A 20,530-nucleotide genomic window follows, 5' to 3' on the forward strand; every position below is an offset into this window, starting at 1 on the left:
TCGTTGCCCCGTCGCCCCCGGCAGGACGACACTCGTCGGATGACCTCCGACGCGGTCTCGACGGCGGGAACGGCCCCGGGCCGACGCGACTGGGGCGCCGTCCACTCCGGCCTCGCCGACGCCCGCGACGCACTGTCGACCAGCGACCTCGGCCTGCTGGCCGAGGCGGCGTGGTGGATCGGCAACGGACCGGAGTCGATCGAGGTCGCGGAAGACCTGTACCACCGCCTGGTCGCCGAGGGACGGGCCGAGCTGGCCGCCGACTGCGCGCTGCGGTTGTCGTTGCTGTGGGTCGTCAGGGGCGACGTCCCGGTGGGGACGGCCTGGCTCTCCCGCGCGCGCCGGGTGATCGCCGGCCTGCCTCGTGGTGTCCTGCACGGTTACCTGCTCTACCTCGAGCAGGCCCTCGACCTGGACCTCAGCGGCGACGCCGACGCTGCCGAGGCGGCGGCCGTCCAGATCGCCGAGCTGGCCGACGAGCTGGGCGATCCCACGCTCCGCAGCTTCGCCCTGGCCTCACGGGGGATGGCGTCCGTACGCCGCGGTGCGACGCGCGAGGGCTTCTCCGACCTCGACGAGGCGATGCTCCCGGTCGTGGCGGGACAGGTCGACGCGCTCTGGTCCGGCGACCTCTACTGCACGGTCGTCCACCTGTGCGACGAGCTCGGCGACCTCGCCCGGATGCGGGCCTGGACGGAGTCGATGGCCCGGTGGGCGGAGCCCCAGGGCCGGACGTTCATGTATGCCCACGTCACGCGCGTCCACGAGCTCCAGCTGCTGGTCGCCGAGGGCTCGTGGGAGGCGGTCGAGGCCGAGCTCGGTGCGCGCAGCGCGGACCTGGTCGGTGCGCACGGGTGGCTCGCCGGTGAGGGCTACTACACGTTGGGGGAGGTACGCCGACTGCGCGGCGACGCCGCGGGAGCCGCGTCGGCGTACGCCACCGCCCGCAGCCTGGGCCACGACGCCCTGCCCGGTGCCGCGCTGCTGGTCCGCGACCGGGGGCGACCCACCGACGCCCTCGCCGCCCTGCGGGTCGGGCTCGCGGACGCGACGCGGCTCGGCCGGGCCCGGATGCTGCTCGCCGCTGTCGACCTGGCGCTGGCGGAGGGCGAGCCGGGATACGCCCGCACGCTCGTGGCCGAGCTGGAGGACACCGCGGCGTGGTTCGGGACGCCCGGCCTCCGGGCCCGGGCCGACCAGGGCCGGGCCGCACTGCTGATGGCGGAGGGTCGACCGGACGACGCGACATCGCTGCTGGAGCGGGCGGCCGAGGTCTACCGCGAACAGCGTCACCGCTACGCCATCGCCTCGGTCCACGAGGCCTTGTCGCACGCCCACCGGGCGGCGGGCGAGGCCGATCGTGCCGACGCGGCGGCCGCGACCGCGCTCGCGATCTACCGTCGGCTCGGCGCAGCGCCCGACGTCGCTCGCCTGGCGGCCGTCCAGGACCGGCCGTGCGGGCTGACCGACCGGGAGGTCGAGGTGCTGACCGCGGTCGCGGCCGGCGCGACCAACCGCGAGGTCGCGACCGCGCTGGTGATCAGCGAGAAGACGGTCGGGCGCCACCTCGCCAACATCTTCACCAAGATCGACGTGCGCACCCGCACGGCCGCCGCGGCCTGGGCTCGCGAGCACGACCTCGCCTGAGCCGTACGCACCACGGGGCCGGGCCGAGATGGGGTGTCTGCCCGACGCGGCGGACGCCGCCGCGCTCCTACCGTCCGAGGGACACACCACCCGACTCCAGGAGGACGCCATGACCACGCTCGAGTCCGCACCCACCGCGACCACCGATGCCGAACCGGACAGCCGAGGATCCGACGCCGTCGCCGAGCGGATGCTGCAGATCGCCAACGACGGCGCGATCTGCGCGCTGGCCAGCATCGGCCACGAGCTCGGGCTCTTCGACGTCCTCGCGGGCCTGCCGCCCGTGACGTCTGTGCAGCTGGCCGACGCCGCCGGTCTGGACGAGCGCTACGTCCGCGAGTGGCTGGGCGGCATCGCATCCGCCGGCTTCGTGACGTACGAGCCGTCCGCCCGCACGTACGCCCTGCGGCCCGACCACACCGCGTTCCTCACCGGGACGTCGCCGGACAACATGACCCGGATGATGCGCTACGACGCGCTCATGGGCCTCGTGCAGCCCAAGGTGGTGCGCGCCTTCCGCGAGGGGGGCGGGCTGTCGTACGACGACTACCCCGGCTTCCACGCCATCCAGGCCGAGGAGAGCGCGGCGGTCAACGACCGGTCGCTGGTCGACACGGTCATCCCCGTCGCGGGCGTCACCGATCGACTGGGGGCGGGCATCGACGTCGCCGACGTGGGCTGCGGGCGCGGGCACGCGATCAACCTGCTCGCACGCGCCTTCCCGCAGAGCCGCTTCTGGGGTCTCGACTTCAGCGCCGAGGCGATCACGGACGCGCGCGCGGAGGCGAAGGCGTGGGGGCTGCGCAACGCCACGTTCGTGGCGTGCGACGTGGCCTCCCCCGTGTCCGAGCCGGGGTCCTACGACCTCGTCACCGCGTTCGACTCGATCCACGACCAGGCCCACCCGGCGACCGTGCTCGCCAACGTCCACGCGTCGCTGCGACCCGGCGGCACGTTCCTCATGGTCGACATCAACGCCTCCAGCAACCTCGAGGACAACCTCGACCTGCCGTGGGCCAGCTTCCTCTACATGATCTCCACCTCCCACTGCATGTCGGTCTCCCTGGCCCAGGGCGGCGACGGCCTCGGCACCGTCTGGGGCGTGCAGACCGCGGAGCGGATGCTGCACGAGGCCGGCTTCTCCGACGTCGTCGTCCACGAGCTCGAGGAGGACCCGTTCAACGCCTACTTCGTGGCCCGCACCTGACTGATTCCCATCGTTGGGCGATGACGTGGGCGGGCCTCCGTGCCTAGCGTGGTGGGTGACGGAGATCGTCGGAGGGACGAGGTGACGCAGATGTCCGAAGCAGCACTGTTCGTCGGGTGGGGCCAACCCGTGCGGGGCCGCGAGAAGCGCTCGCTCGACGTGTTCAACGACGCCGTGACCTACTACGGCGAACGCGTGGCGGACGGCTCGATCGACAGCTTCGAGCCCGTCCTGCTCGACCCCCACGGTGGAGACCTGCAGGGGTTCATGCTCATCAAGGGATCCGCCGAGGGCCTGACCGCGATGCGGGCCACCGAGGAGTTCCAGCGGCTCCACCTGCGTGCCGGGATGATCGTGGACAACCTCGGCATCATCGACGCACGGGTGGACGACGCCGTGCTGACCCAGCTCGGCTGGTTCAGCGACGCCGCGGAGGAGCTCGGCTGACGGCTCCTGGCGAGACATGCGTCATATCCGGCGCCCGACGCGCGGCGGTAGTTTGCGCGCATGACACGCCCCGCCAAGGACTTCTTCGCTCCTCTCGCCGTCGGCGCGCCGACGCCCCCGCGCGAGATCCCGGCCCGGCCGAGCCGCGCGATCCACTTCTTCGACCCCGGCAACGAGAAGATGGCCGCCAAGGTGCCCGACATGGTCGGCACGGTCGACGTGCTGCTCGGCAACCTCGAGGACGCCGTCAAGGCGGAGAACAAGGAGAAGTCCCGGCAGGGCCTCGTCGACATCGGCAAGGCGACAGACTTCGGCAAGACCCAGTTCTGGACGCGCATCAACTCCCTCGACAGCCCGTGGGTGCTCGACGACCTGACGACGCTGGTGCCCGCGATCGGCGACAGGCTCGACGTCATCATGGTGCCGAAGGTGCAGGGCGCCGAGGACATCCACTACGTCGACCGGTTGCTCGCCCAGCTCGAGGCGAAGGCCGGCCTCGACCGGCCGATCCTCGTGCACGCGATCCTGGAGACCGCGCGCGGCGTGGCCAACATCGAGGAGATCTGCGCCGCCAGCCCGCGGATGCAGGGCCTGTCCCTCGGCCCCGCCGACCTGGCCGCGGACCGCCGGATGAAGACCACCCGCGTCGGCGGTGGCCACCCGGGCTACCTGGTGCGGCAGGACCCGGTGAAGGACGACCTCGGGGTGCCGCAGTACGACGCCCAGCGCACGTCGTACCAGCAGGACCTGTGGCACTACACGGTCGCCCGGATGGTCGACGCGTGCGCCATGCACGGGATCTACCCCTACTACGGGCCGTTCGGCGACATCAAGGACACCGTCGCGTGCGAGGACCAGTTCCGCAACGCGTTCCTCCTCGGCTGCGTCGGCGCCTGGTCGCTCCACCCGGTGCAGATCACGATCGCCAACAAGGTGTTCTCCCCCAGCGTCGAGGACGTCGCGCACGCGCGGCGCGTCATCGCCGCGATGGGCGACGGCACCGGCGCGGTGATGATCGACGGCAAGATGGAGGACGACGCCTCGGTCAAGCAGTGCCAGGTCATGGTCGCGCTGGCCGACGAGCTGGCCGCCATCGACCCGGAGCTGAAGAAGCAGTACGACGCCATCGAGCTGGAGGCCTGAGATGACCGAGTTCACCCCGCTCCGCTCCGTCCTCTACATGCCCAGCTCCAACGAGCGGGCCCTGGAGAAGGCCAAGTCGATCGCCTGCGACGGCCTCATCCTCGACCTCGAGGACGCCGTCGCGCCCGACGCCAAGCCGGCCGCTCGTGAGGCGGCGGCCGCCGCTGCCGCCAGCGGCGACTACGGTCGACGTACGGTCACCATCCGCGTCAACGGCCTCGGCACCGAGTGGCACGACGACGACATCGTCGCCGCCAGCCAGGCCGGTCCGGCCGCGATCGTCGTGCCCAAGGTCGACAGCGCCGACGACGTCGCGCGCCTCGTCGCGGCGATGGACAAGGCCGGCGCTCCCGACCACACCCGTCTCTGGGCGATGGTCGAGACCCCCGTCGCGATCCTCGACGCCCTCGCCATCGCGCGCGCATCGGGGCGGATCGGCGCCTTCGTCCTCGGCACCAACGACCTGGTCAAGGAGCTGTACGCCGAGCACGTGCCGGGCCGTGCCCCCATCCTGCCCAGCCTCCACACCGCGCTCCTCGCCGGTCGGGCAGCGGGCATCGCCGTCATCGACGGCGTCTACAACGACGTCAAGGACACCGAGGGCTTCCTCGCTGAGTGTGAGCAGGGCCGGCAGATGGGGTTCGACGGCAAGACCCTCATCCACCCCGGCCAGGTCGAGGGCGCCAACCGCGCCTTCGCGCCCAGCGAGCAGGCCGTCGAGGACGCACGTGGCCTGATCGCGGCGTTCGAGGACGGGAAGGGCGCCGGCGTGGTGACGTACAACGGCAAGATGGTGGAGAACCTGCACGTCGAGTCGGCTCGGCGCACCCTGGCGATCGACGAGGCGATCCGGGCGCTCGGCACCGCCTGACCCCCACCCGACGGGGTGGACAGAGCATGGACAGCACTTCACCCGCAGGGAGGGTTCTGACTTTGCGAAAGGCGGAGGGGACCGCCAGAGTGATCCGGCCCGCCCACCGTGGGTGGGCCGCAACCCCCCCGCACCACCTAGGAGACACCCATGATTGTCCTCGGACTGATCCTTCTCATCCTCGGCCTCCTGCTCCCCCAGAGCATCCTGACCACCATCGGCATCATCCTGATCGTGGTCGGCCTGGTCCTGAACTTCGTGCCGATCGGCGGGTCCAGCCGACGGGTCTGGTAGCGGCTTCGCCACACCTGGCGATCGGGCCTCGGACACCAGTGGTGTCCGAGGCCCTGCTGCGTCCGGGACCAGCCGGGTCGTCTCGGGCCGGGTCGTCTCAGGCGCTCTCGTTGGCCCGGCGGATGCGTTCGTTGAGCCAGGTGGTCGCGGTTCCCATCCAGCCCGCGAGGTCGTGGACCAGCTTGCCCAGGGTGTCCTGGGTCCGCTCGAACGCAGCGGTGTAGCTGGCGGCGGCCTCCTGGGCGGCGTCGCTGACCGAGGCGGTGTCGTCGTCGGCACGGCGCGGGTAGTCGCCGCCGAGGATCCTCGTGTAGGCGCCCGAGTCGATCCAGCGCCGCAGCTCGGTCGCGCGGACGACTGCGAACGGGTGGCTCTGCTGCTGGAGCAGCGAGAGCTTGATGAGGGACTCCCGGACGTCGCCGCCCTCGTCGTACTCCGCGCCCTGGGACAGGAACGACGTGACGTCGAGCTCCTCAAGGGTGCCGCCGCTCGCGAGCTTCATGTGGGTGCGCAGCGCCGCGGTCGGGTCCTGGCTGGCCAGCAGGCCCGCGCGGTCGGCGGACAGCTCGGCCTTGCGCGACCACTCCAGCAGCCCGACGGTGATCATCCGGATGCCGATCGCCCCGCCGGGGATGGAGCTGAGCAGGCCGCCGAGGCCGAGGAGCCGGAGCAGCAGCGTGCGGTAGACGGCGTGGCCGCTGACCGCGTGGCCGAGCTCGTGACCGATGACGAAACGGAGCTCGTCGTCGTCGAGGTGGTGCACCAGTCCCGAGGACAGCACGATGATCGGCCGGTCCATGCCGACCGTGACTGCGGTGAGCGTCGGGTCGGCCTGGACGTAGAGCTCCGGCAGGTCGCTGACGTCGAGGCTCCGCCCCACCTCCGCGAGCAGCCGGTGCAGGCGTGCGAACTGCCGCTCGTCGACGCGCACGGCCGAGCCGAGCAGCGTCAGCCGCCAGGCCCGCTCGCGGAACACCCCCGACATGGTCTTGAGCAGCACGTCGAAGCCCTTGAGCTTGCGCAGTGCGACCAGTGCGCCCTTGTCGGCGGGGTGCTCCCACGCCCGCGAGCTGATGTCCGTGAGCACGACGCGCGCACGCGCCGGCTTCTTCTCCCCCGATGCCATGGAGGGATCCTGACCTACGCGACCGCGTCGTGTCGCGGGTTCGCCCGGACCCCGTCGAAATCAGTGTGCCGATCGGCCGTCCCGCGGCCATCATTCTCCGCATGGCCGGCTCGAAGCGCACGCACCACGTCGCCCTCGTCCGCGACGAGACCGTCCTGGTGGCCGGGGACGGGTCTCTGCCGAGCTTCGTGCAGGACCTGGCGGACGACGCCGCACCCGAGCCGACGGCGTACGCCACCACGCTGGTCGGCGACGGGGTGCACCTGGCCCCGGTCGTGGTGCTGCCGCAGGAGGACGACGACGTACGGCCCGACCGGTTGCACGTCCTCGCGCTACGAGGCGCCGTACCCGCTGGCACGTCGTGGCGCCCGGTCGACGACCTCGCCGAGCCGTGGCGGACGCCGGTGCGGACGGCGCTCGAGGAGTACGCCGGCGACGCCCCGCCGCGACGACCGGACTGGTTCCGCCCGGGCTGGCACGACCGCGTCGAGACGTGGGTGGACGGGCAGCTGACCGCGACCGGGCGTCGTCGGATCGGTCCGCTCCGCACCCATCGGGTCTGGGGCATCTCCGCCGTGCTCGAGGTGCCGACCGACCGCGGCACGCTGTGGTTCAAGGCGTGCTGCGACCACTTCATCGCCGAGGCGGCCATCGTGCACCGCCTCGCCGCGAGGATCGGCCACCTGGTGCCGGTGCTGGCGGGGGCGGACGACGAAGCCGGCTGGCTGCTCATGGAGCCGCTGCACGGCGCCTCCGACCGCGACCGGGCCCCGGGCGCGGTCGACGTGGTGGCGCCGCTGTGGGCGCAGGCCCAGATCGCAGCACTCGAGTGGCTCGACGAGCTGCGCGCGGCGGGCTGTCCCGAGCGTGGCCTGGAGGCCATGCTCGCGGCGTGGCACGACGTCCTGGCCACCAGCCCGGAGATGGCGCTGCTCACCGACGCCGAGCGGCAGGAGCTGCCCACCGCCACCGCCCGCGCCGAGGCGCTGGTGCGCGAGTTCTGGGGGTGCGGGATCCCCGACACGCTCTCCCACGGCGACCTCCACCCCGGCAACGTCGCCTACGACGAGCGCGAGGTGCGGATCTTCGACTGGACGGACGCGTGCGTGAGCCACCCGTTCCTCGACGGCAGCCACCTGGCCCGCGTCCTCGACTGGTACGGGACCGGCGAGGGCGAGGCGGAGCGGGTGATGCAGGCGCACGCGCGGCCGTGGCGCGAGGCCTTCCCGCAGGCCGACGTCGACCACGCGCTCGAGCTCGCACCCCTGGCCGACCTCGTCTTCCAGACCGTCACCTTCGCCCACATCGCGGCAGCGTCCGAGGACGGTTCCGGTGACTTCACCGGGACCGTCGCCCGGCTCACGAGCGCGCTGCTCGACGTGGTCCGCTGATCGCTCGAGCTCGTCGGACTGCTTGCTCTGCCCGGGCTCGGACGCCCACCATCGGCGCACGTGCGGCGGATCTGGCCCTCGATACGCCGATCCGGGGGCCACTTCCGCCGCACGTGCGGCGGTCGGTCAGCCGTGCGGGTCGGGGACGTAGGGCCCGCGCTCGCGGATGGTGTCGGCGGGCACCGTGTCGCGGGTCCACAGCGACCCGTCGGCCGCGGCCTCGAGGATCGCCGTGCCGGCCACCTCGGTCTGCTTCGCGATCATGCCGCTGCTGGCCTGGCCCATGTCACCGCGGGCCTCGTAGAGCACCGAAGCCGAGCCGAGAAGGCCGTAGGCGTTGCGGGCGATGCCCGGGAACGGGGTGCTCGGGTAGCGCGTGATGTTGGCGTAGCCCTTGCCCTCGAGGGCGTCGAGCATCTCCGAGACCACCCGCTTGGAGTCGGTCACGACGCCGGCGAACTCCTCGCTGATGCCCAGGGCCTCGGCCTCCGCCTCGGCGTTGGGCCACATCACCGAGCCGGTGATCATGCGGCCGTCCTCGTCGACGTAGGTCCCCTGGTGGTGGAAGTCCACCACGAGTCGGGGCTGCCGCTCGTCCCAGAGCAGCCGCATCGCGATCGCCTCGGGCACCGGGTTGTTGGTGTCCGGTCCGGGCTGGTACGGGTGGTCGTACGCGCTCTCGGAGTAGGAGTGGTAGCGGTTGATGTCGTAGCCGCGACCCGACTGGTAGAACTCGCAGAAGGCCGGGCACGAGGTGTCGAAGTTCTGCCGCCAGGGCGTGGTGTTGCCGGCCAGGTCGACCACGTCGGCGTCGAAGCCGTCGACGTTGACGCGCGGGACGATGGTGACGGTGAGCGCTTCTCGGATCGCCTTCGCCTGTGCGGACCCGCCGGCCAGCCCGCGGACGACGTTGATCATGCCGTTGGACACGATGTACTCGTCGCCGTGCTGGTTGGCGACGAACATGATGTCGGTGTCGCCGTCACCGATCGTCACGACCGGTATGTCGCGGCCGGTGTTCGACTGCAACGGCGCCGGACTGAGGTCGAAGCTCCCCTGCGCCCTGTTCTCGATGGACTCGAGGGTGCTCCAGAGCTGTTCGTAGCTGCGGATGGCGTTGGTGTTCTCCGGACCCTGCGGCCACGGGCCGCCCGGGGTGGTGTCGGGTCCGGCGGCGGCCGGTCCCATGGTTCCCGCGGCTGCCAGTGCGAGGGCTGCCGCGGCGAGGGCGCACGTCCGGGTGCGCCTGGTGAGGGATCGTTGCATGAGCCTGTCCTCCCGATAGGTGGTCTCGCGGTCCATCCACGCACCACCCCCGGGGGGTGTCAACGGCTACCGGCCGGTCACCCCTCTACGGGCGAAGGCCGCCTCACTCCTCCCGCATGGGCACCCGGACGCCGCGCTCCTCGGCGACCTCGATCGCGCGGTCGTAGCCCGCGTCGACGTGGCGGATGACGCCCATGCCTGGGTCGTTGGTCAGCACCCGCTGGATCTTCTCCGCCGCGAGCTCGGTGCCGTCGGCGACCGTGACCTGCCCCGCGTGCAGCGAACGGCCGATGCCGACGCCGCCACCGTGGTGGAACGACACCCACGTCGCGCCGGAGGCGGTGTTGACGAGCGCGTTGAGGATGGCCCAGTCGGCGATGGCGTCCGAGCCGTCGAGCATCGCCTCGGTCTCGCGGTAGGGCGAGGCGACGGAGCCGCAGTCGAGGTGGTCGCGGCCGATGACGATCGGCGCCGAGAGCTCGCCGCTGGCGACCATCTCGTTGAACTTCGCTCCCGCCTTGGCGCGGTCGCCGTACCCGAGCCAGCAGATCCGGGCCGGCAGGCCCTGGAACTGCACGCGCTCGGCGGCCATGTCGAGCCACGTGTGGAGGCGGGCGTACTCCGGCTTGTCGTGGGCCGGGAACAGCTCCTTGATGGCGCGGTCGGTCGCCGCGATGTCGGCGGGGTCACCGGAGAGCGCGGCCCAGCGGAAGGGGCCCTTGCCCTCGCAGAAGAGCGGTCGGATGTACGCCGGCACGAAGCCGGGGAACTCGAACGCCCGGTCGTAGCCGCCCTTGCGGGCCTCGTCGCGGATGGAGTTGCCGTAGTCGAAGACCTCGGCGCCGGCGTCTTGCAGCTCCACCATCGCGCGCACGTGGGTCGCCATCGACTCCTGTGCGCGCTTGGTGAAGCCGCGCGGGTCCTCCGTGCGCTCGCGCTCCCAGTCGTCGTACGCCGTCCCCGCGGGGAGGTAGAACAGCGGGTCGTGCGCCGAGGTCTGGTCGGTGACGACGTCGATCCGGACGGAGCCGTCGAGGTGGCGCTCGAGGATCTCGGGCAGCACCTCGGCGGCGTTGCCGAGCAGGCCGATCGACAGGCCGCGGCGCGCGTCGCGCGCCTCCAGCGCGAGCTCGATCGCGTGGTCGAGGTCGCGGGCCTGGACGTCGAGGTAGCGGGTCTCGAGCCGGCGGTCGATGCGGTGCTGGTCGCACTCGACGCAGATCGCGACGCCGTCGTTCATCGTCACGGCGAGGGGCTGGGCGCCGCCCATGCCGCCGAGGCCGGCGGTCACGGTGATCGTTCCGGCGAGGGTGCCGCCGAACCTCTTGTCGGCGACCGCGGCGAAGGTCTCGAAGGTGCCCTGCAGGATGCCCTGCGTGCCGATGTAGATCCACGAGCCGGCCGTCATCTGGCCGTACATCGTCAGCCCGAGGTCCTCGAGCCGGCGGAACTCCTCCCAGTCGGCCCAGTCGCCCACGAGGTTGGAGTTGGCGATGAGCACGCGCGGCGCCCACACGTGGGTGCGCATCACGCCGACCGGCTTGCCCGACTGCACGAGCAGCGTCTCGTCGTCCTCGAGGTCGCGCAGGGTGCGGACGAGGGCGTCGTACGCCTCCCAGCTGCGCGCGGCCTTGCCGGTGCCGCCGTAGACGACGAGGTCCTCGGGGCGCTCGGCGTTGTCGGGGTCGAGGTTGTTCATCAGCATCCGCAGCGGCGCCTCGGTCTGCCACGACTTCGCGGTCAGCTCGGTGCCGTGCGCGGCGTGGATGGGCAGGCGGGGGTTGGACGAGGTCACTGGAGTTCTCCGATCACGGACTCGACGGCGGCGAGGACCGCGCCGGACTGGACGAGGCCGACGGCGGCCTCGATCTCGGGCGAGAGGTGGCGGTCGGGGCCGGGGCCCTCGATGCCGTTGCTGCGAAGCAGGCCGACGACCGCGCCCGTCGCGGGCGACGGGGAGAGTGGGGCGCGCAGGTCGAGGGCCCGGGCCGCGGTGAGCACCTCGACCGCGACCACGCGCGACAGCCCGTCGACGGACCGGCGCAGCTTGCGGGCGGCGTTCCAGCCCATCGAGACGTGGTCCTCCTGCATGGCGCTGGAGGGGATCGAGTCGACGGAGGCCGGGACGGCGAGGCGCTTGAGCTCGGACACGATCGACGCCTGGGTGTACTGCGCGATCATGTGCCCGCTGTCGACCCCGGGGTCTGCGGCGAGGAACGGCGGCAGCCCGTGGCTGCGCGCCCGGTCGAGGAAGCGGTCGGTACGCCGCTCGCTGATCGAGGCGACGTCGGCGGCGACGATCGCCAGGAAGTCGAGCACGTAGCCGACCGGTGCGCCGTGGAAGTTGCCGTTGGACTCGACGCGGTCACCGATCACGACCGGGTTGTCGATCGCGCTGGCGAGCTCGCGCCCGGCGACGGTCGCGGCGTGCTCGACCGTGTCGCGGGCGGCACCGTGCACCTGCGGCGAGCAACGCAGCGAGTAGGCGTCCTGGACCTTGTTGCACTCCACCGTGTTGTCCGGCCCGGTGCGGTGCGAGGCGACGATCGTCGAGCCGGCCATCAGCGCGGTGAGGTTGGCCGCCGACTGCGCCTGGCCGGGGTGGGGGCGGATGTCCTGCAGCTCGGGGGCGAAGACCCGGTCGGTGCCGAGCTGTGCCTCGACGCTCATCGCCGCGGCGACGTCGGCGGTGCGCAGCAGCATGCGCAGGTCGGCGATCGCCATGACGAGCATGCCCAGCATCCCGTCGGTGCCGTTGATGAGCGCGAGCCCCTCCTTGGCGACCAGCTCGACCGGCTCCAGCCCGGCTGCCGCGAGGGCCTCGGCGGCCGGCATCAAGGTGCCGTCGGCGTCACGGACCTCGCCCTCGCCCATCAGCGCCAGCGCGCAGTGCGACAGCGGCGCCAGGTCGCCCGAGCAGCCGAGCGAGCCGTACTCGCGCACCACCGGCGTGATGCCGTGGGACAGCAGGTCGGCCATCAGCTGCGCGGTCCCGCGGCGTACGCCGGTGTGGCCCGTCGCGAGCGTCGAGAGCCGCAGCAGCATGAGCGCACGCACCACCTCGCGCTCCACCTCGGGCCCGGAGCCGGCGGCGTGGGACCGGACGAGCGAGCGCTGCAGCTGGGCACGCATCTCGGTGGGGATGTGGCGCGTGGCGAGCGCTCCGAAGCCGGTGCTGACGCCGTACGCCGGCGTCTCGGCGGCGGCGAGCGTCTCGACCACGCCCCGGGCGCGGTCGATCGCGGCCAGCGCGTCGTCGGTGAGCGAGACGCGGGCGCCCCCACGGGCGACGCTGAGGAGGTCGTCGAACGAGACGGGACCGACCCCGACATGGATGGTCTGCATGCCCCCATCCAACGCCCGCGACGGGGCAGTCACCAGAGGCGGACGCGCAAGTCCAGTCTCGCATCCGAGACAGCGCCACTCACCCGTACGGAGGACACCGGACAGGTCCGGCCCATGGCACGGTGGGGGGCGGGAACAGACCGCAACAACAGAGCCCGGAACAAGGAGGTCCCCCATGGACGACGCGACGACGTGGATCATCGTGCTGGTCGTGGTGCTGGTCGTGGCGGCGCTCGCCGCCTGGCTGGTCGCCCAGCAGCGCAAGAAGAAGCAGCACGAGCACGCCGAGCAGCTGCGCAGCGAGGCTCACGAGCACGCGACCCAGATCCCGGAGACCCAGGTGCGGGCGAAGGAGGCCGAGGCCGAGGCGGAGCGCGCCCGGCTCGAGGCCGAACGCGCCCAGGCGAAGGCCCGCGAGGCACAGGTGGCCGCCACCCAGCAGCAGGCGGTGCACGAGGACCGGCTGCGGACGGCCGACGAGGTCGACCCGCGCGTCGACACCTCGTCCGACGACTACGCCCCGGGCACGGCCGCGCACGACCATCGCACCGACAGCCACGACCCCGACACGGTGCTCGACGCCGATGACGCTCGCCGCACCGACGGGACCGAGGGCACGCACCGGGCCTGACCGGCACGCCCCGGGACGCAACGCAGGACAGGGACGGCCACTACTGGAAGACTGGCCGTCCCTGTCCCGTGAAAGAGGAAGCCCCGTGACCACGCTCATCATCGTCCTCGTCATCATCGCCGTCGTGATCGCTGTCGCGGCGTTCCTCGTCCGGAAGAAGAACCGCGAGGCCAACGTCGCCCGCGCCGAACAGCTCCGGGCGCAGGCCGCGACGCAGGCGCAGTCCACGATCGCCCCGGCCCAGGAGCGCGCGGCGGCCGCGGAGGCCGAGGCCGAGCAGGCCCGCGCCGCCGCCGCCAAGGCCGAGGCGGAGGCACAGGAAGCCCGGATCGCGGCCCAGCAGATCGAGGCGACGCACGAGGGCCAGGTCCGCGCGGCCGACCGGATCGACCCGCGCGTCGACCACAAGGCCGACGACTACGCCCCGCAGGTGCCCGGCACGACCGACCAGACCCCGACCCCGCCGTCGGAGGTCGAGGCCGCGAACACCCAGCAGACCACCCAGCAGGCCGAGCAGCCTGCCGAGGAGCCCGCTGCCGTCGAGCAGCCCGCCGCCGATCACCCCGCCGCCGAGGCGCCCGCCCACGAGCCGGCCGCCGAGCAGCCCGCTGCCGAGAGCGCGCAGGACGGCACCCGGGACGGCAGGGCCCCGCTCCTCCCGCGCCGCACGCCCGGTGCCAACGAGATGCCCGGCAAGCCGATCGAGCAGACCGACGGTGGCGGCGGCTGGTTCAGCAAGGGCTCCGACAAGTCCTGAGCCCGCCCTCGTGAGCCAGGTCCCCGCTGCGACGCGCACCCTGCGGGTCCTGCGGTTCCTGGCCACGCAGGCCGACCCGGTCCCGCTCGACCGCATCGTGCGCGCGTGCGACCTGCCGCGCAGCACGGCGTACCACCTGCTCAACACGATGATCGACGAGGGCTTCGTCGTGCACCTGCCCGACGAGCACCGCTACGGGCTGGGGGTGGCGGCGTTCGAGGTCGGCAGCGGCTTCACGCGGCAGGAGCCGCTCGCCCGCCTGGCTCGCCGGCCGCTGGCCGAGCTGGTCGACCGGACCGGCCACGGCGCCCACCTCGCGGTGCTCCACGGTCGCGACGTCCTCTACGTCATCGAGGAGCGGGCACCGGGGCGGCCCCCGCTGGTCACGGACGTCGGCGTACGCCTCCCGGCCCACCTGACGGCGTCGGGTCGCGCGATCCTCGCCGCCCTGCCGGCCAGCCAGGTCCGGGCGCTCTACCCCGACCGGGACGCGTTCGTCGACCGCCACGGCAAGGGCCCGACGTCGCTGAGCGCCCTGCGCACGGTGCTGTCCGCGACACGGCAGCGCGGCCACGCGAGCGAGGACGGCGAGGTGACGCCCGGCCTCCAGAGCGTGGCCGCCGCGGTGCTCGACCACAACGCCCACCCGGTGGCCGGGGTGGCGGTGACGTTCCCCAGCGACGCCGGCGACGACGTCGACACGATCGCGTCAGCCGTCCGGCAGACAGCCACCCGGTTGACCCGACGGGTCAGCGGGCGGGCAGCAGCCGCGCGTTGACGATGATCCGGGTGCGGTAGACGCCGGTCAGGTCGTTGCGGTCACCGCACGTGATCAGGACGAGTCGCGGCTTGCCCCGGTCGCTGAACAGCCCCGCGACGGCCGCGCGCTTGAGGCCGGTGACCCGGCGTACGCGGGTGACCTCGAAGCGGTTGCGCCCGACCACGACGAGGTTCCCGGGACGCAGCCTCCCCAGGTCGTCGAACACCCCGGGGCCCTTGGACCAGGTGTGGCCGGCGAGGACGGCGCTGCCCTGCTGCCCGGGCTGCACGCCCGCTCGCCAGCGGTACACGTCGCGGACGCTGCGCCCGATCGCCAGGTGGCCGGACCGGGTGACGCCCACCGGGATGATCCCGGCGTTCACCCCGATCGCGGGGATCGACAGGCGGCCGAGCGCCGTGGACCGCTCGGAGGACCCGACGGACGACCCGGCGTACGTCGTCGCGGGACCGGCGCCCGCGGGCGCACCCGCCAGCATCGCGACCGCGACCAGCACGACCACGAGCACCCTGCGCAAGCCCGGCATCGCCCCACGACCTCCAGTGTCCGCACCCGGACGTTCCCCCTCGTCCGGCGTTCGGAGGCTACGCTGCCGCGGTCGTCAGCGCGCCGATCTTCGACCAACCTGCGACGAGCCTTCGAGGAGCGGGCCCCGGCCCCTCACCGCTGATGCCACCAGCGCCGCTTCCCACCCGGCTCGTCAGGGATCTTCCAGCGGGGCCTCCGGCCTTGCGCGAGCCTGACGGACTCCTCGACGAACCGTGCGCGTGCGACCGCCCAGTCCCCCGTCTCCACGAGCGAGCGCTGCGTCCCCCAGTCGCCGAGGTACCAGACCCGGTAGGTGCCGTCGTCGAGCTGCTCCAGGCCGATGTACTCGCTGGAGAGGCCGCTCGGGACCAGGCGGCCTCGGACGACGAAGTCGTACCCCTCACCGAGGCCGCGGGCGATCAGGTGCTCGGCAACCTCGACCAGCTCGTCGGGCGCCCGGTGGACCGCGAGCTCGACGCCGCGGTCCACGACCCGCCGGGCGAGGTCACGCAGGTCGTCGGCGCGCAGGCCGGGCCAGCCGTGCACGAGCGCGAGCCACTCCTCGGGAATCGACGACGCCCCGTGGACAGCACCGAGCAGCGCACCGGCGATCGCGGCAACGGTGTCGGTGTCGTCGCCCGCGTGCACCGCCGCGTTGAGCGACGTGACGAGAGGAGAGCCGTCGCCGACCGGGTGGCGGATCGCCGACCACGCAGCCTGGAGGGCGGAGACGACGTAGCCGTTGGGCGCGAACACGGACGGCGTACGTCGCTCCGCGTCGACGATCCAGCTCGTCCACCGCCCCTGCCGGGCGAGCGGCAGGACGTCGACGAGCCCGGCCAGGTCAGGCAGCACGCCGTCGAGGACCGCCAACCGGATCGCGTGGCACCACAGGACGCACGCGTCGCCCGCGAGCGGGTCGCGGTGGGTCGCGTCGGAGACCCAGCGTGCTGCGAGCGTCAGCGTGGCGGGGTCGTCGAGGAACGCCAGCGCCACTGGCGCTGTGCGCATCAACGACCCGTTGCCGGCCGTTTGGCCGGTGCGGCGGTGGAGCCCGGCCGCCGCGGCGGACGACGACCACCAGAGCCGCGAGGGCCCCGTTCCCGCGACCGTGCCGAGCACCTGTCGAGTCTGCGTGCCGACGTCGGTGGCACCGCTGCCGAGCCAGTCGACCCAGCCTTGGACGACCGCGTCGAGGGCGGGGACGTGACGGAGGCCCTGGTCCGCGGCCACCCGGGCGACGACCACGGCCATCTGGGTGTCGTCGCTCCACTCGCCCGGCGCGTAGGGCCCCAGCCCCCCGCCGATCATCCGCGGCGGCTCGTCCGGAGCCAGCGGCGCCGAGCCGAACTCGTACGGCACTCCCAGGGCATCCCCGCACGCAGCGCCGAGCAGGACGCCCTCGATCCGGTCGGTCAGGCCGGGGTCGCTGTCGACCCTCAGCGTCATGCGATGTCGCCGGCGAACTTGCCGGCGATGGGCTGGGGCACAGGGTCGCGCAGCTCGGCCTCCAGGATCGCCCGGCCGATCTCCTCCTGGAACGGCACGAGGTCGACGCGCGGTGGTTCGGCCTCGGGGACGACCTCCTCGACGATCGTCACCCCGAGGTCCTTGACCCGCACGCGCGTGACCAGCGTGAAGATCGTGCCCGGCAGGAAGACCACCTCGTGCTCGTGCCGGGCGGCCGAGAACTGCTCGATGCCCCGGCCCGCCCGGCTGAGGATCGCGTAGACGGCCTCCGTGCCGAAGTTCTCCGTCGCGACGCGCGGGTCGCGCGAGGTGGACAGCAGCGACTCGGTGACGTGGGCCCGTCCCTGCCACCGCTCGTGGCTGCGGGCCCCGCACCCGCGGAAGACGACCCCCTCGTGCGGGGGGAGCTGCTCGAGCGTGGCGAAGAAGGCTTCCAGGTCGGGTGTCTGCGTCACGGCTGTCCCTCCATGTTGGTCTGCAGGGTCCACCGGGCGCCCGCGCCCGAACCGTCGCGCCGGGCGACGACGGGCACGGTCAACGTCTCGACCCGCACCCGGCCGCGGTCACCGGGGGCCCACTGCTCGCCATCGGCCCGGGTGCAGGCCCACGTGGTGCCCTCGAGCTCGACGAGCAGCTCGTCCTGCCCCCGCGCGGGTCGTACGCCGCCCAGCGTGCCCTCGACCTGTACACCGTCGCCGCGGTCGACGAGCACCCGCTCGCCGGCGCGCGTGTGGAACATGTAGGCGACGACCTCCCAGTGGGGGTGGTCGTCCCGTTTGGCGCGGCTGAACTCCGGCAGTGGGTCGTCCTTGTGCGCCTCCTTCGCAGCGGCCCAGTCGCGGGCGGCCCAGTCGGCGATCTCCTCCGGGGTCATGTCACCCAGGTCGTCGCGACCGCTCACGGGATCTCCCTCACCACCAGCTGCCGGACCCCGTCGGGCCCGATCGTGTTGCTGAGCACCTCGAACTCGGTGCCTGCCTTGAACAGGATCTCAGCCTCGGACCTCGCTGCGGAGAAGGGGCCGACGTTGGCGCCCGAGTGACCGTCGATGGTGATGCGGGTCGGGTTCTCCTTGCCGGGGTCCATGAACCCCTCCGCGACGTTGGGGTTGGTCGAGCTGCTGCTGAACCCGCGGTCGGAGAGGTTTCCTCCGTTGTTGACGTGCTCTACGACGGAGTCGGGCAGGTTGGTCGCGCGGTAGGTGGTGCCGTCGTACTTCGGCAGCTGGTCGAGGCCCGCGTTGGCGGCGTCGATGCGCTCCTGCACGCTGAGCTCGTTGGGCCCGATCTCGCGCATGTTGCCGTTCATCACCTTGTAGCCGTCGTCGGTGGTGTAGTCCCAGATCCCGCGGATCCCATCGCGGTCGAGCTCCGGGTGCTGCTGCATCACCTCGTCGAGCCACGGCTCGAGGGCCGGGTCGTCGAGGGTGCGATCCACACCCTGGGGTGGCGGGGTGACGTCGTCGTAGCGGTGGAGGTCGGCGAGGTCGTCCAGCCGGTTCAGGTCGGAGAGGTCGTCGAGCTTGTTGAGGTCCGAGAGGTGGTCCAGCTTGTCGAGGTCGGCCAGGTTGTCGAGCTTCGACAGGTCGGACAGCCCGTCCAGCAGGTCCATGCCGCCCTTCGCGCCGCGGGTGGCCAGCGCGCCGGCGCCGGCGGTGGCGACGGCGGCGACGGCGTCGGGGACGAGGTGCCCGATGGCGCGGGCCGGGTCGTCGGCCCAGGTGTCCCAGTCGAGCAGCGACTTGCCCAGCTCCTTGCCGAAGCCGACCGGGTCGGTCGTCAGGCCGGTGTAGATGCCCTGGGCCATCGTCCACGCGTTCTCGGCCGACAGCTCGTACTTCTTCATCAGCTCTTCGGGCGTGAGGTCACCCGTGGCGAGCTTGTAGGAGTCGATGACCAGGTTCACGGGGCTGAACGGCACCATCGTCAGCAGGTCCCACACCGCCTCGCCGGCGCCCTCGAAGATGCCGCCGACGAACTTCAGGCCCGACTCGAGCCAGTTGGGCTCCTCAGGCGCGTCGGCGCACCCGACCCGCACCTCCCCGGCACACACGTGCGCCGCGTTGTCGAGGTCGGCCCTCGCCGCCTCGAGCGCACCCAGCGCCTCCCGCTGGATCGGGCTGCCCCAGTCGACGAACGGCTCGGCCGGGTCGGTGCCGCCGCTGCTCCAGTAGGCCCGCATCCGCCCCATGTAGGAGTCGTACTGGGTGCGGGCGCTCTCCGACTCGCGCTGCCCCCGCTCGTGCTCCGCCTTCGCCTCCGCCGCGCGACGCTGGGCGTCCTCCAGCGCGCCGGCGTACGTCGTCAGGCCCGCCGCGGCCTTCTTGAACCCGTTGCCGGCCTTGATCCACCGGTCCGGCTCGAGGTCGTGCGCCTCGCGGAACTCGTCGGCGGCGCGGCCGGTCCACCCCGACACGTCGATCTTCGCCAGTGCGTCGCCGGTGTCGTAGAACAGCTGGCCCTTCTGCTCCATCGTGCGAGCCCTGGTCCGGATGGTGCCGGGGTTGCCCTCGATCACGAAGTCCGGCACGTCACATCACCTTGATGCCGGCGATGGTGCCCTTGAGCGCGGACAGGGCGTCGTAGCCGGCCTTGTCGGTCTCGAAGTAGTTCATCGCGATCTTGCCCAGTCGTCCGGACATCTCCTCGACGTCCTGGCAGAGGTTGTTGACGCCCTCCTCCCAGCGGTTCTTGAACTCGTCGAGCGCGCCCCACACGACGTCGCTGCCGACGTCACCCTTGCCGGGGACGAGGTCCTCGACGTCCTGGTCCTTGAAGAGCTGGACGGTCTCGCTGAGCCCCTGGGCGGCCTGGCCCATGCTCTCGAGGTCGACCTCGAAGTCGTACGACGGCATGGGACCCCGATTCCCTGCGGACGGGCCGCTCAAACCGTTCGGCCCCGACGAGCACGTCAGATGTGTGAGCGGGGCGCCCGAGGGGTAGGAAGGAGCCGATCGACCCGAACGAGAGGGGGCGGCCGTGGCCGTCGGACTTGTCTACTCCGAGATGCAGGCGGCGGCCCAGGCCGTGGCCGATGCGGTGGAGCCGCTGCAGACGACGCTGCAGGACCTCGGCGCCACCATCGAGACCGAGGCCGGCAAGGGCTTCAGCGGCCAGGCGGCCGCCGGGTTCGGCGAGGCGGTCAACGCCTGGTTCGACGTCGCGATCACGCTGGGCCCGATCCTCGAGGGCTACTCGCAGAGCCTGATGTACGTCGCCCAGGAGCACGCGACCAACGACGTCGCCCAGGCCGAGCGGGCCGGGCAGCTGGCCGATCGCCTCGGCGGTGGTCCGCGATGAGCGCCCGCGGTCTCGTCGTCCACCAGGGCTCGCTCTCGACGCTGGAGACGGCGCTCGCCGATGCCACGACGGCGATCACGACCCAGATCACCGACCTCCTCGAGCAGGTGGAGTCCCTGACCCCGGGGTGGGACGAGACAAGCGAGTCGCACCTGGCACACCTCGAGCACCAGCAGAAGCTGCGCGACGGGGTCGAGCGGCTCACCGAGGCGCTCGACCAGGTCAGGTCCAGGCTGGCCACCTACCGCGAGGACGCCCGCGAGATCGAGGTCGAGAACGTCGCGATCGTGAACTGATCGCCCGCACCTCGGCGGTTGAAGTTACCTGCGG

At 72.3% G+C, this 20,530-nt stretch carries 22 protein-coding genes; 12 read left to right on the plus strand and 10 right to left on the minus strand.

What is annotated here, in order from left to right; translation table 11 throughout:
• Window positions 1-39 precede the first annotated feature (39 nt).
• From HOO61_RS02865 to HOO61_RS02890, 6 genes are all read left to right on the plus strand, one after another.
• Window positions 40-1,647 (plus strand): helix-turn-helix transcriptional regulator, encoded by a 1,608-nt coding sequence (locus tag HOO61_RS02865; RefSeq protein ID WP_172256736.1) that lies wholly within the window; start codon window positions 40-42, stop codon window positions 1,645-1,647.
• Window positions 1,648-1,756: 109 nt separating this feature from the next.
• The gene (locus tag HOO61_RS02870) at window positions 1,757-2,854 is read left to right on the plus strand and encodes a class I SAM-dependent methyltransferase (RefSeq protein WP_172256738.1); all 1,098 of its coding nucleotides are present in this window, start codon (window positions 1,757-1,759) and stop codon (window positions 2,852-2,854) included.
• A 90-nt stretch (window positions 2,855-2,944) separates the two neighbouring features.
• Complete coding sequence (locus tag HOO61_RS02875) at window positions 2,945-3,301, plus strand: hypothetical protein (RefSeq protein ID WP_172256740.1); 357 nt, start codon at window positions 2,945-2,947, stop codon at window positions 3,299-3,301.
• A 60-nt stretch (window positions 3,302-3,361) separates the two neighbouring features.
• The gene (locus HOO61_RS02880; protein ID WP_172256742.1) at window positions 3,362-4,444 is read left to right on the plus strand and encodes a CoA ester lyase; all 1,083 of its coding nucleotides are present in this window, start codon (window positions 3,362-3,364) and stop codon (window positions 4,442-4,444) included.
• Between the two features lies 1 nt (window position 4,445).
• On the plus strand, window positions 4,446-5,315 hold the full coding sequence (locus HOO61_RS02885; protein WP_172256744.1) for a CoA ester lyase: 870 nt from the start codon (window positions 4,446-4,448) through the stop codon (window positions 5,313-5,315).
• Window positions 5,316-5,465: 150 nt separating this feature from the next.
• On the plus strand, window positions 5,466-5,609 hold the full coding sequence (locus tag HOO61_RS02890) for a hypothetical protein (RefSeq protein WP_165355940.1): 144 nt from the start codon (window positions 5,466-5,468) through the stop codon (window positions 5,607-5,609).
• A 97-nt stretch (window positions 5,610-5,706) separates the two neighbouring features.
• Here the strand turns inward: HOO61_RS02890 and HOO61_RS02895 are convergent, their stop codons facing one another.
• Complete coding sequence (locus HOO61_RS02895) at window positions 5,707-6,735, minus strand: M48 family metallopeptidase (protein ID WP_172256746.1); 1,029 nt, start codon at window positions 6,733-6,735, stop codon at window positions 5,707-5,709.
• Between the two features lie 101 nt (window positions 6,736-6,836).
• On the opposite strand from HOO61_RS02895, the gene HOO61_RS02900 reads away from it, so the two are divergent.
• Window positions 6,837-8,126 (plus strand): aminoglycoside phosphotransferase family protein, encoded by a 1,290-nt coding sequence (locus HOO61_RS02900; protein WP_172256748.1) that lies wholly within the window; start codon window positions 6,837-6,839, stop codon window positions 8,124-8,126.
• A gap of 126 nt (window positions 8,127-8,252) precedes the next feature.
• Here the strand turns inward: HOO61_RS02900 and HOO61_RS02905 are convergent, their stop codons facing one another.
• From HOO61_RS02905 to hutH, 3 genes are all read right to left on the minus strand, one after another.
• Window positions 8,253-9,392: a M14 family zinc carboxypeptidase gene (locus HOO61_RS02905; protein ID WP_172256750.1), complete on the minus strand. Its 1,140-nt coding sequence runs from the start codon at window positions 9,390-9,392 to the stop codon at window positions 8,253-8,255.
• A 103-nt stretch (window positions 9,393-9,495) separates the two neighbouring features.
• Complete coding sequence (hutU, locus tag HOO61_RS02910) at window positions 9,496-11,187, minus strand: urocanate hydratase (RefSeq protein WP_172256752.1); 1,692 nt, start codon at window positions 11,185-11,187, stop codon at window positions 9,496-9,498.
• A complete protein-coding gene (gene hutH, locus HOO61_RS02915) occupies window positions 11,184-12,737 on the minus strand; it encodes a histidine ammonia-lyase (protein WP_172256754.1) in 1,554 nt (517 codons plus the stop codon). The genes hutU and hutH overlap by 4 nt, the downstream gene beginning before the upstream one ends.
• A gap of 175 nt (window positions 12,738-12,912) precedes the next feature.
• Here hutH and HOO61_RS02920 point away from each other — a divergent pair, with 175 nt between their 5' ends.
• From HOO61_RS02920 to HOO61_RS02930, 3 genes are all read left to right on the plus strand, one after another.
• Window positions 12,913-13,368 carry a hypothetical protein gene (locus HOO61_RS02920; RefSeq protein WP_172256756.1) on the plus strand — a complete coding sequence of 152 codons (456 nt, stop codon included), beginning with the start codon at window positions 12,913-12,915 and terminating at the stop codon, window positions 13,366-13,368.
• Between the two features lie 85 nt (window positions 13,369-13,453).
• Window positions 13,454-14,125 carry a hypothetical protein gene (locus HOO61_RS02925; protein ID WP_172256758.1) on the plus strand — a complete coding sequence of 224 codons (672 nt, stop codon included), beginning with the start codon at window positions 13,454-13,456 and terminating at the stop codon, window positions 14,123-14,125.
• Between the two features lie 10 nt (window positions 14,126-14,135).
• On the plus strand, window positions 14,136-14,903 hold the full coding sequence (locus HOO61_RS02930; RefSeq protein ID WP_172256760.1) for an IclR family transcriptional regulator: 768 nt from the start codon (window positions 14,136-14,138) through the stop codon (window positions 14,901-14,903).
• Here the strand turns inward: HOO61_RS02930 and HOO61_RS02935 are convergent.
• The 6 genes from HOO61_RS02935 to HOO61_RS02960 all read right to left on the minus strand — a co-directional run bounded on the left by HOO61_RS02935 (window position 14,875) and on the right by HOO61_RS02960 (window position 19,755).
• A complete protein-coding gene (locus tag HOO61_RS02935) occupies window positions 14,875-15,411 on the minus strand; it encodes a class F sortase (protein WP_367650071.1) in 537 nt (178 codons plus the stop codon). The two genes, HOO61_RS02930 and HOO61_RS02935, sit on opposite strands and share 29 nt — an antisense overlap.
• Before the next feature lie 152 nt (window positions 15,412-15,563).
• The gene (locus tag HOO61_RS02940) at window positions 15,564-16,880 is read right to left on the minus strand and encodes an ADP-ribosylglycohydrolase family protein (RefSeq protein ID WP_216658529.1); all 1,317 of its coding nucleotides are present in this window, start codon (window positions 16,878-16,880) and stop codon (window positions 15,564-15,566) included.
• A complete protein-coding gene (locus HOO61_RS02945; protein WP_172256764.1) occupies window positions 16,877-17,356 on the minus strand; it encodes an ADP-ribosyltransferase domain-containing protein in 480 nt (159 codons plus the stop codon). Before HOO61_RS02945 ends, HOO61_RS02940 begins: the two co-directional genes overlap by 4 nt.
• On the minus strand, window positions 17,353-17,802 hold the full coding sequence (locus HOO61_RS02950) for a hypothetical protein (protein ID WP_172256766.1): 450 nt from the start codon (window positions 17,800-17,802) through the stop codon (window positions 17,353-17,355). Before HOO61_RS02950 ends, HOO61_RS02945 begins: the two co-directional genes overlap by 4 nt.
• Window positions 17,799-19,430 (minus strand): putative T7SS-secreted protein, encoded by a 1,632-nt coding sequence (locus HOO61_RS24755; protein ID WP_172256769.1) that lies wholly within the window; start codon window positions 19,428-19,430, stop codon window positions 17,799-17,801. Before HOO61_RS24755 ends, HOO61_RS02950 begins: the two co-directional genes overlap by 4 nt.
• 1 nt (window position 19,431) lies before the next feature.
• Window positions 19,432-19,755 carry a hypothetical protein gene (locus HOO61_RS02960; RefSeq protein ID WP_172256771.1) on the minus strand — a complete coding sequence of 108 codons (324 nt, stop codon included), beginning with the start codon at window positions 19,753-19,755 and terminating at the stop codon, window positions 19,432-19,434.
• Window positions 19,756-19,879: 124 nt separating this feature from the next.
• Between HOO61_RS02960 and HOO61_RS02965 the strand changes: the two genes are divergently transcribed.
• Both HOO61_RS02965 and HOO61_RS02970 read left to right on the plus strand, forming a co-directional pair.
• Window positions 19,880-20,200, plus strand: a complete 321-nt coding sequence (locus tag HOO61_RS02965; protein WP_172256773.1) for a WXG100 family type VII secretion target — start codon at window positions 19,880-19,882, stop codon at window positions 20,198-20,200.
• Complete coding sequence (locus HOO61_RS02970) at window positions 20,197-20,496, plus strand: hypothetical protein (RefSeq protein WP_172256775.1); 300 nt, start codon at window positions 20,197-20,199, stop codon at window positions 20,494-20,496. Before HOO61_RS02965 ends, HOO61_RS02970 begins: the two co-directional genes overlap by 4 nt.
• The last annotated feature ends 34 nt before the right edge of the window (window positions 20,497-20,530 follow it).

Origin of the sequence: Nocardioides sp. zg-1230, from assembly GCF_013155335.1 — a bacterium.
Taxonomy (GTDB): Bacteria; Actinomycetota; Actinomycetes; order Propionibacteriales; family Nocardioidaceae; genus Nocardioides.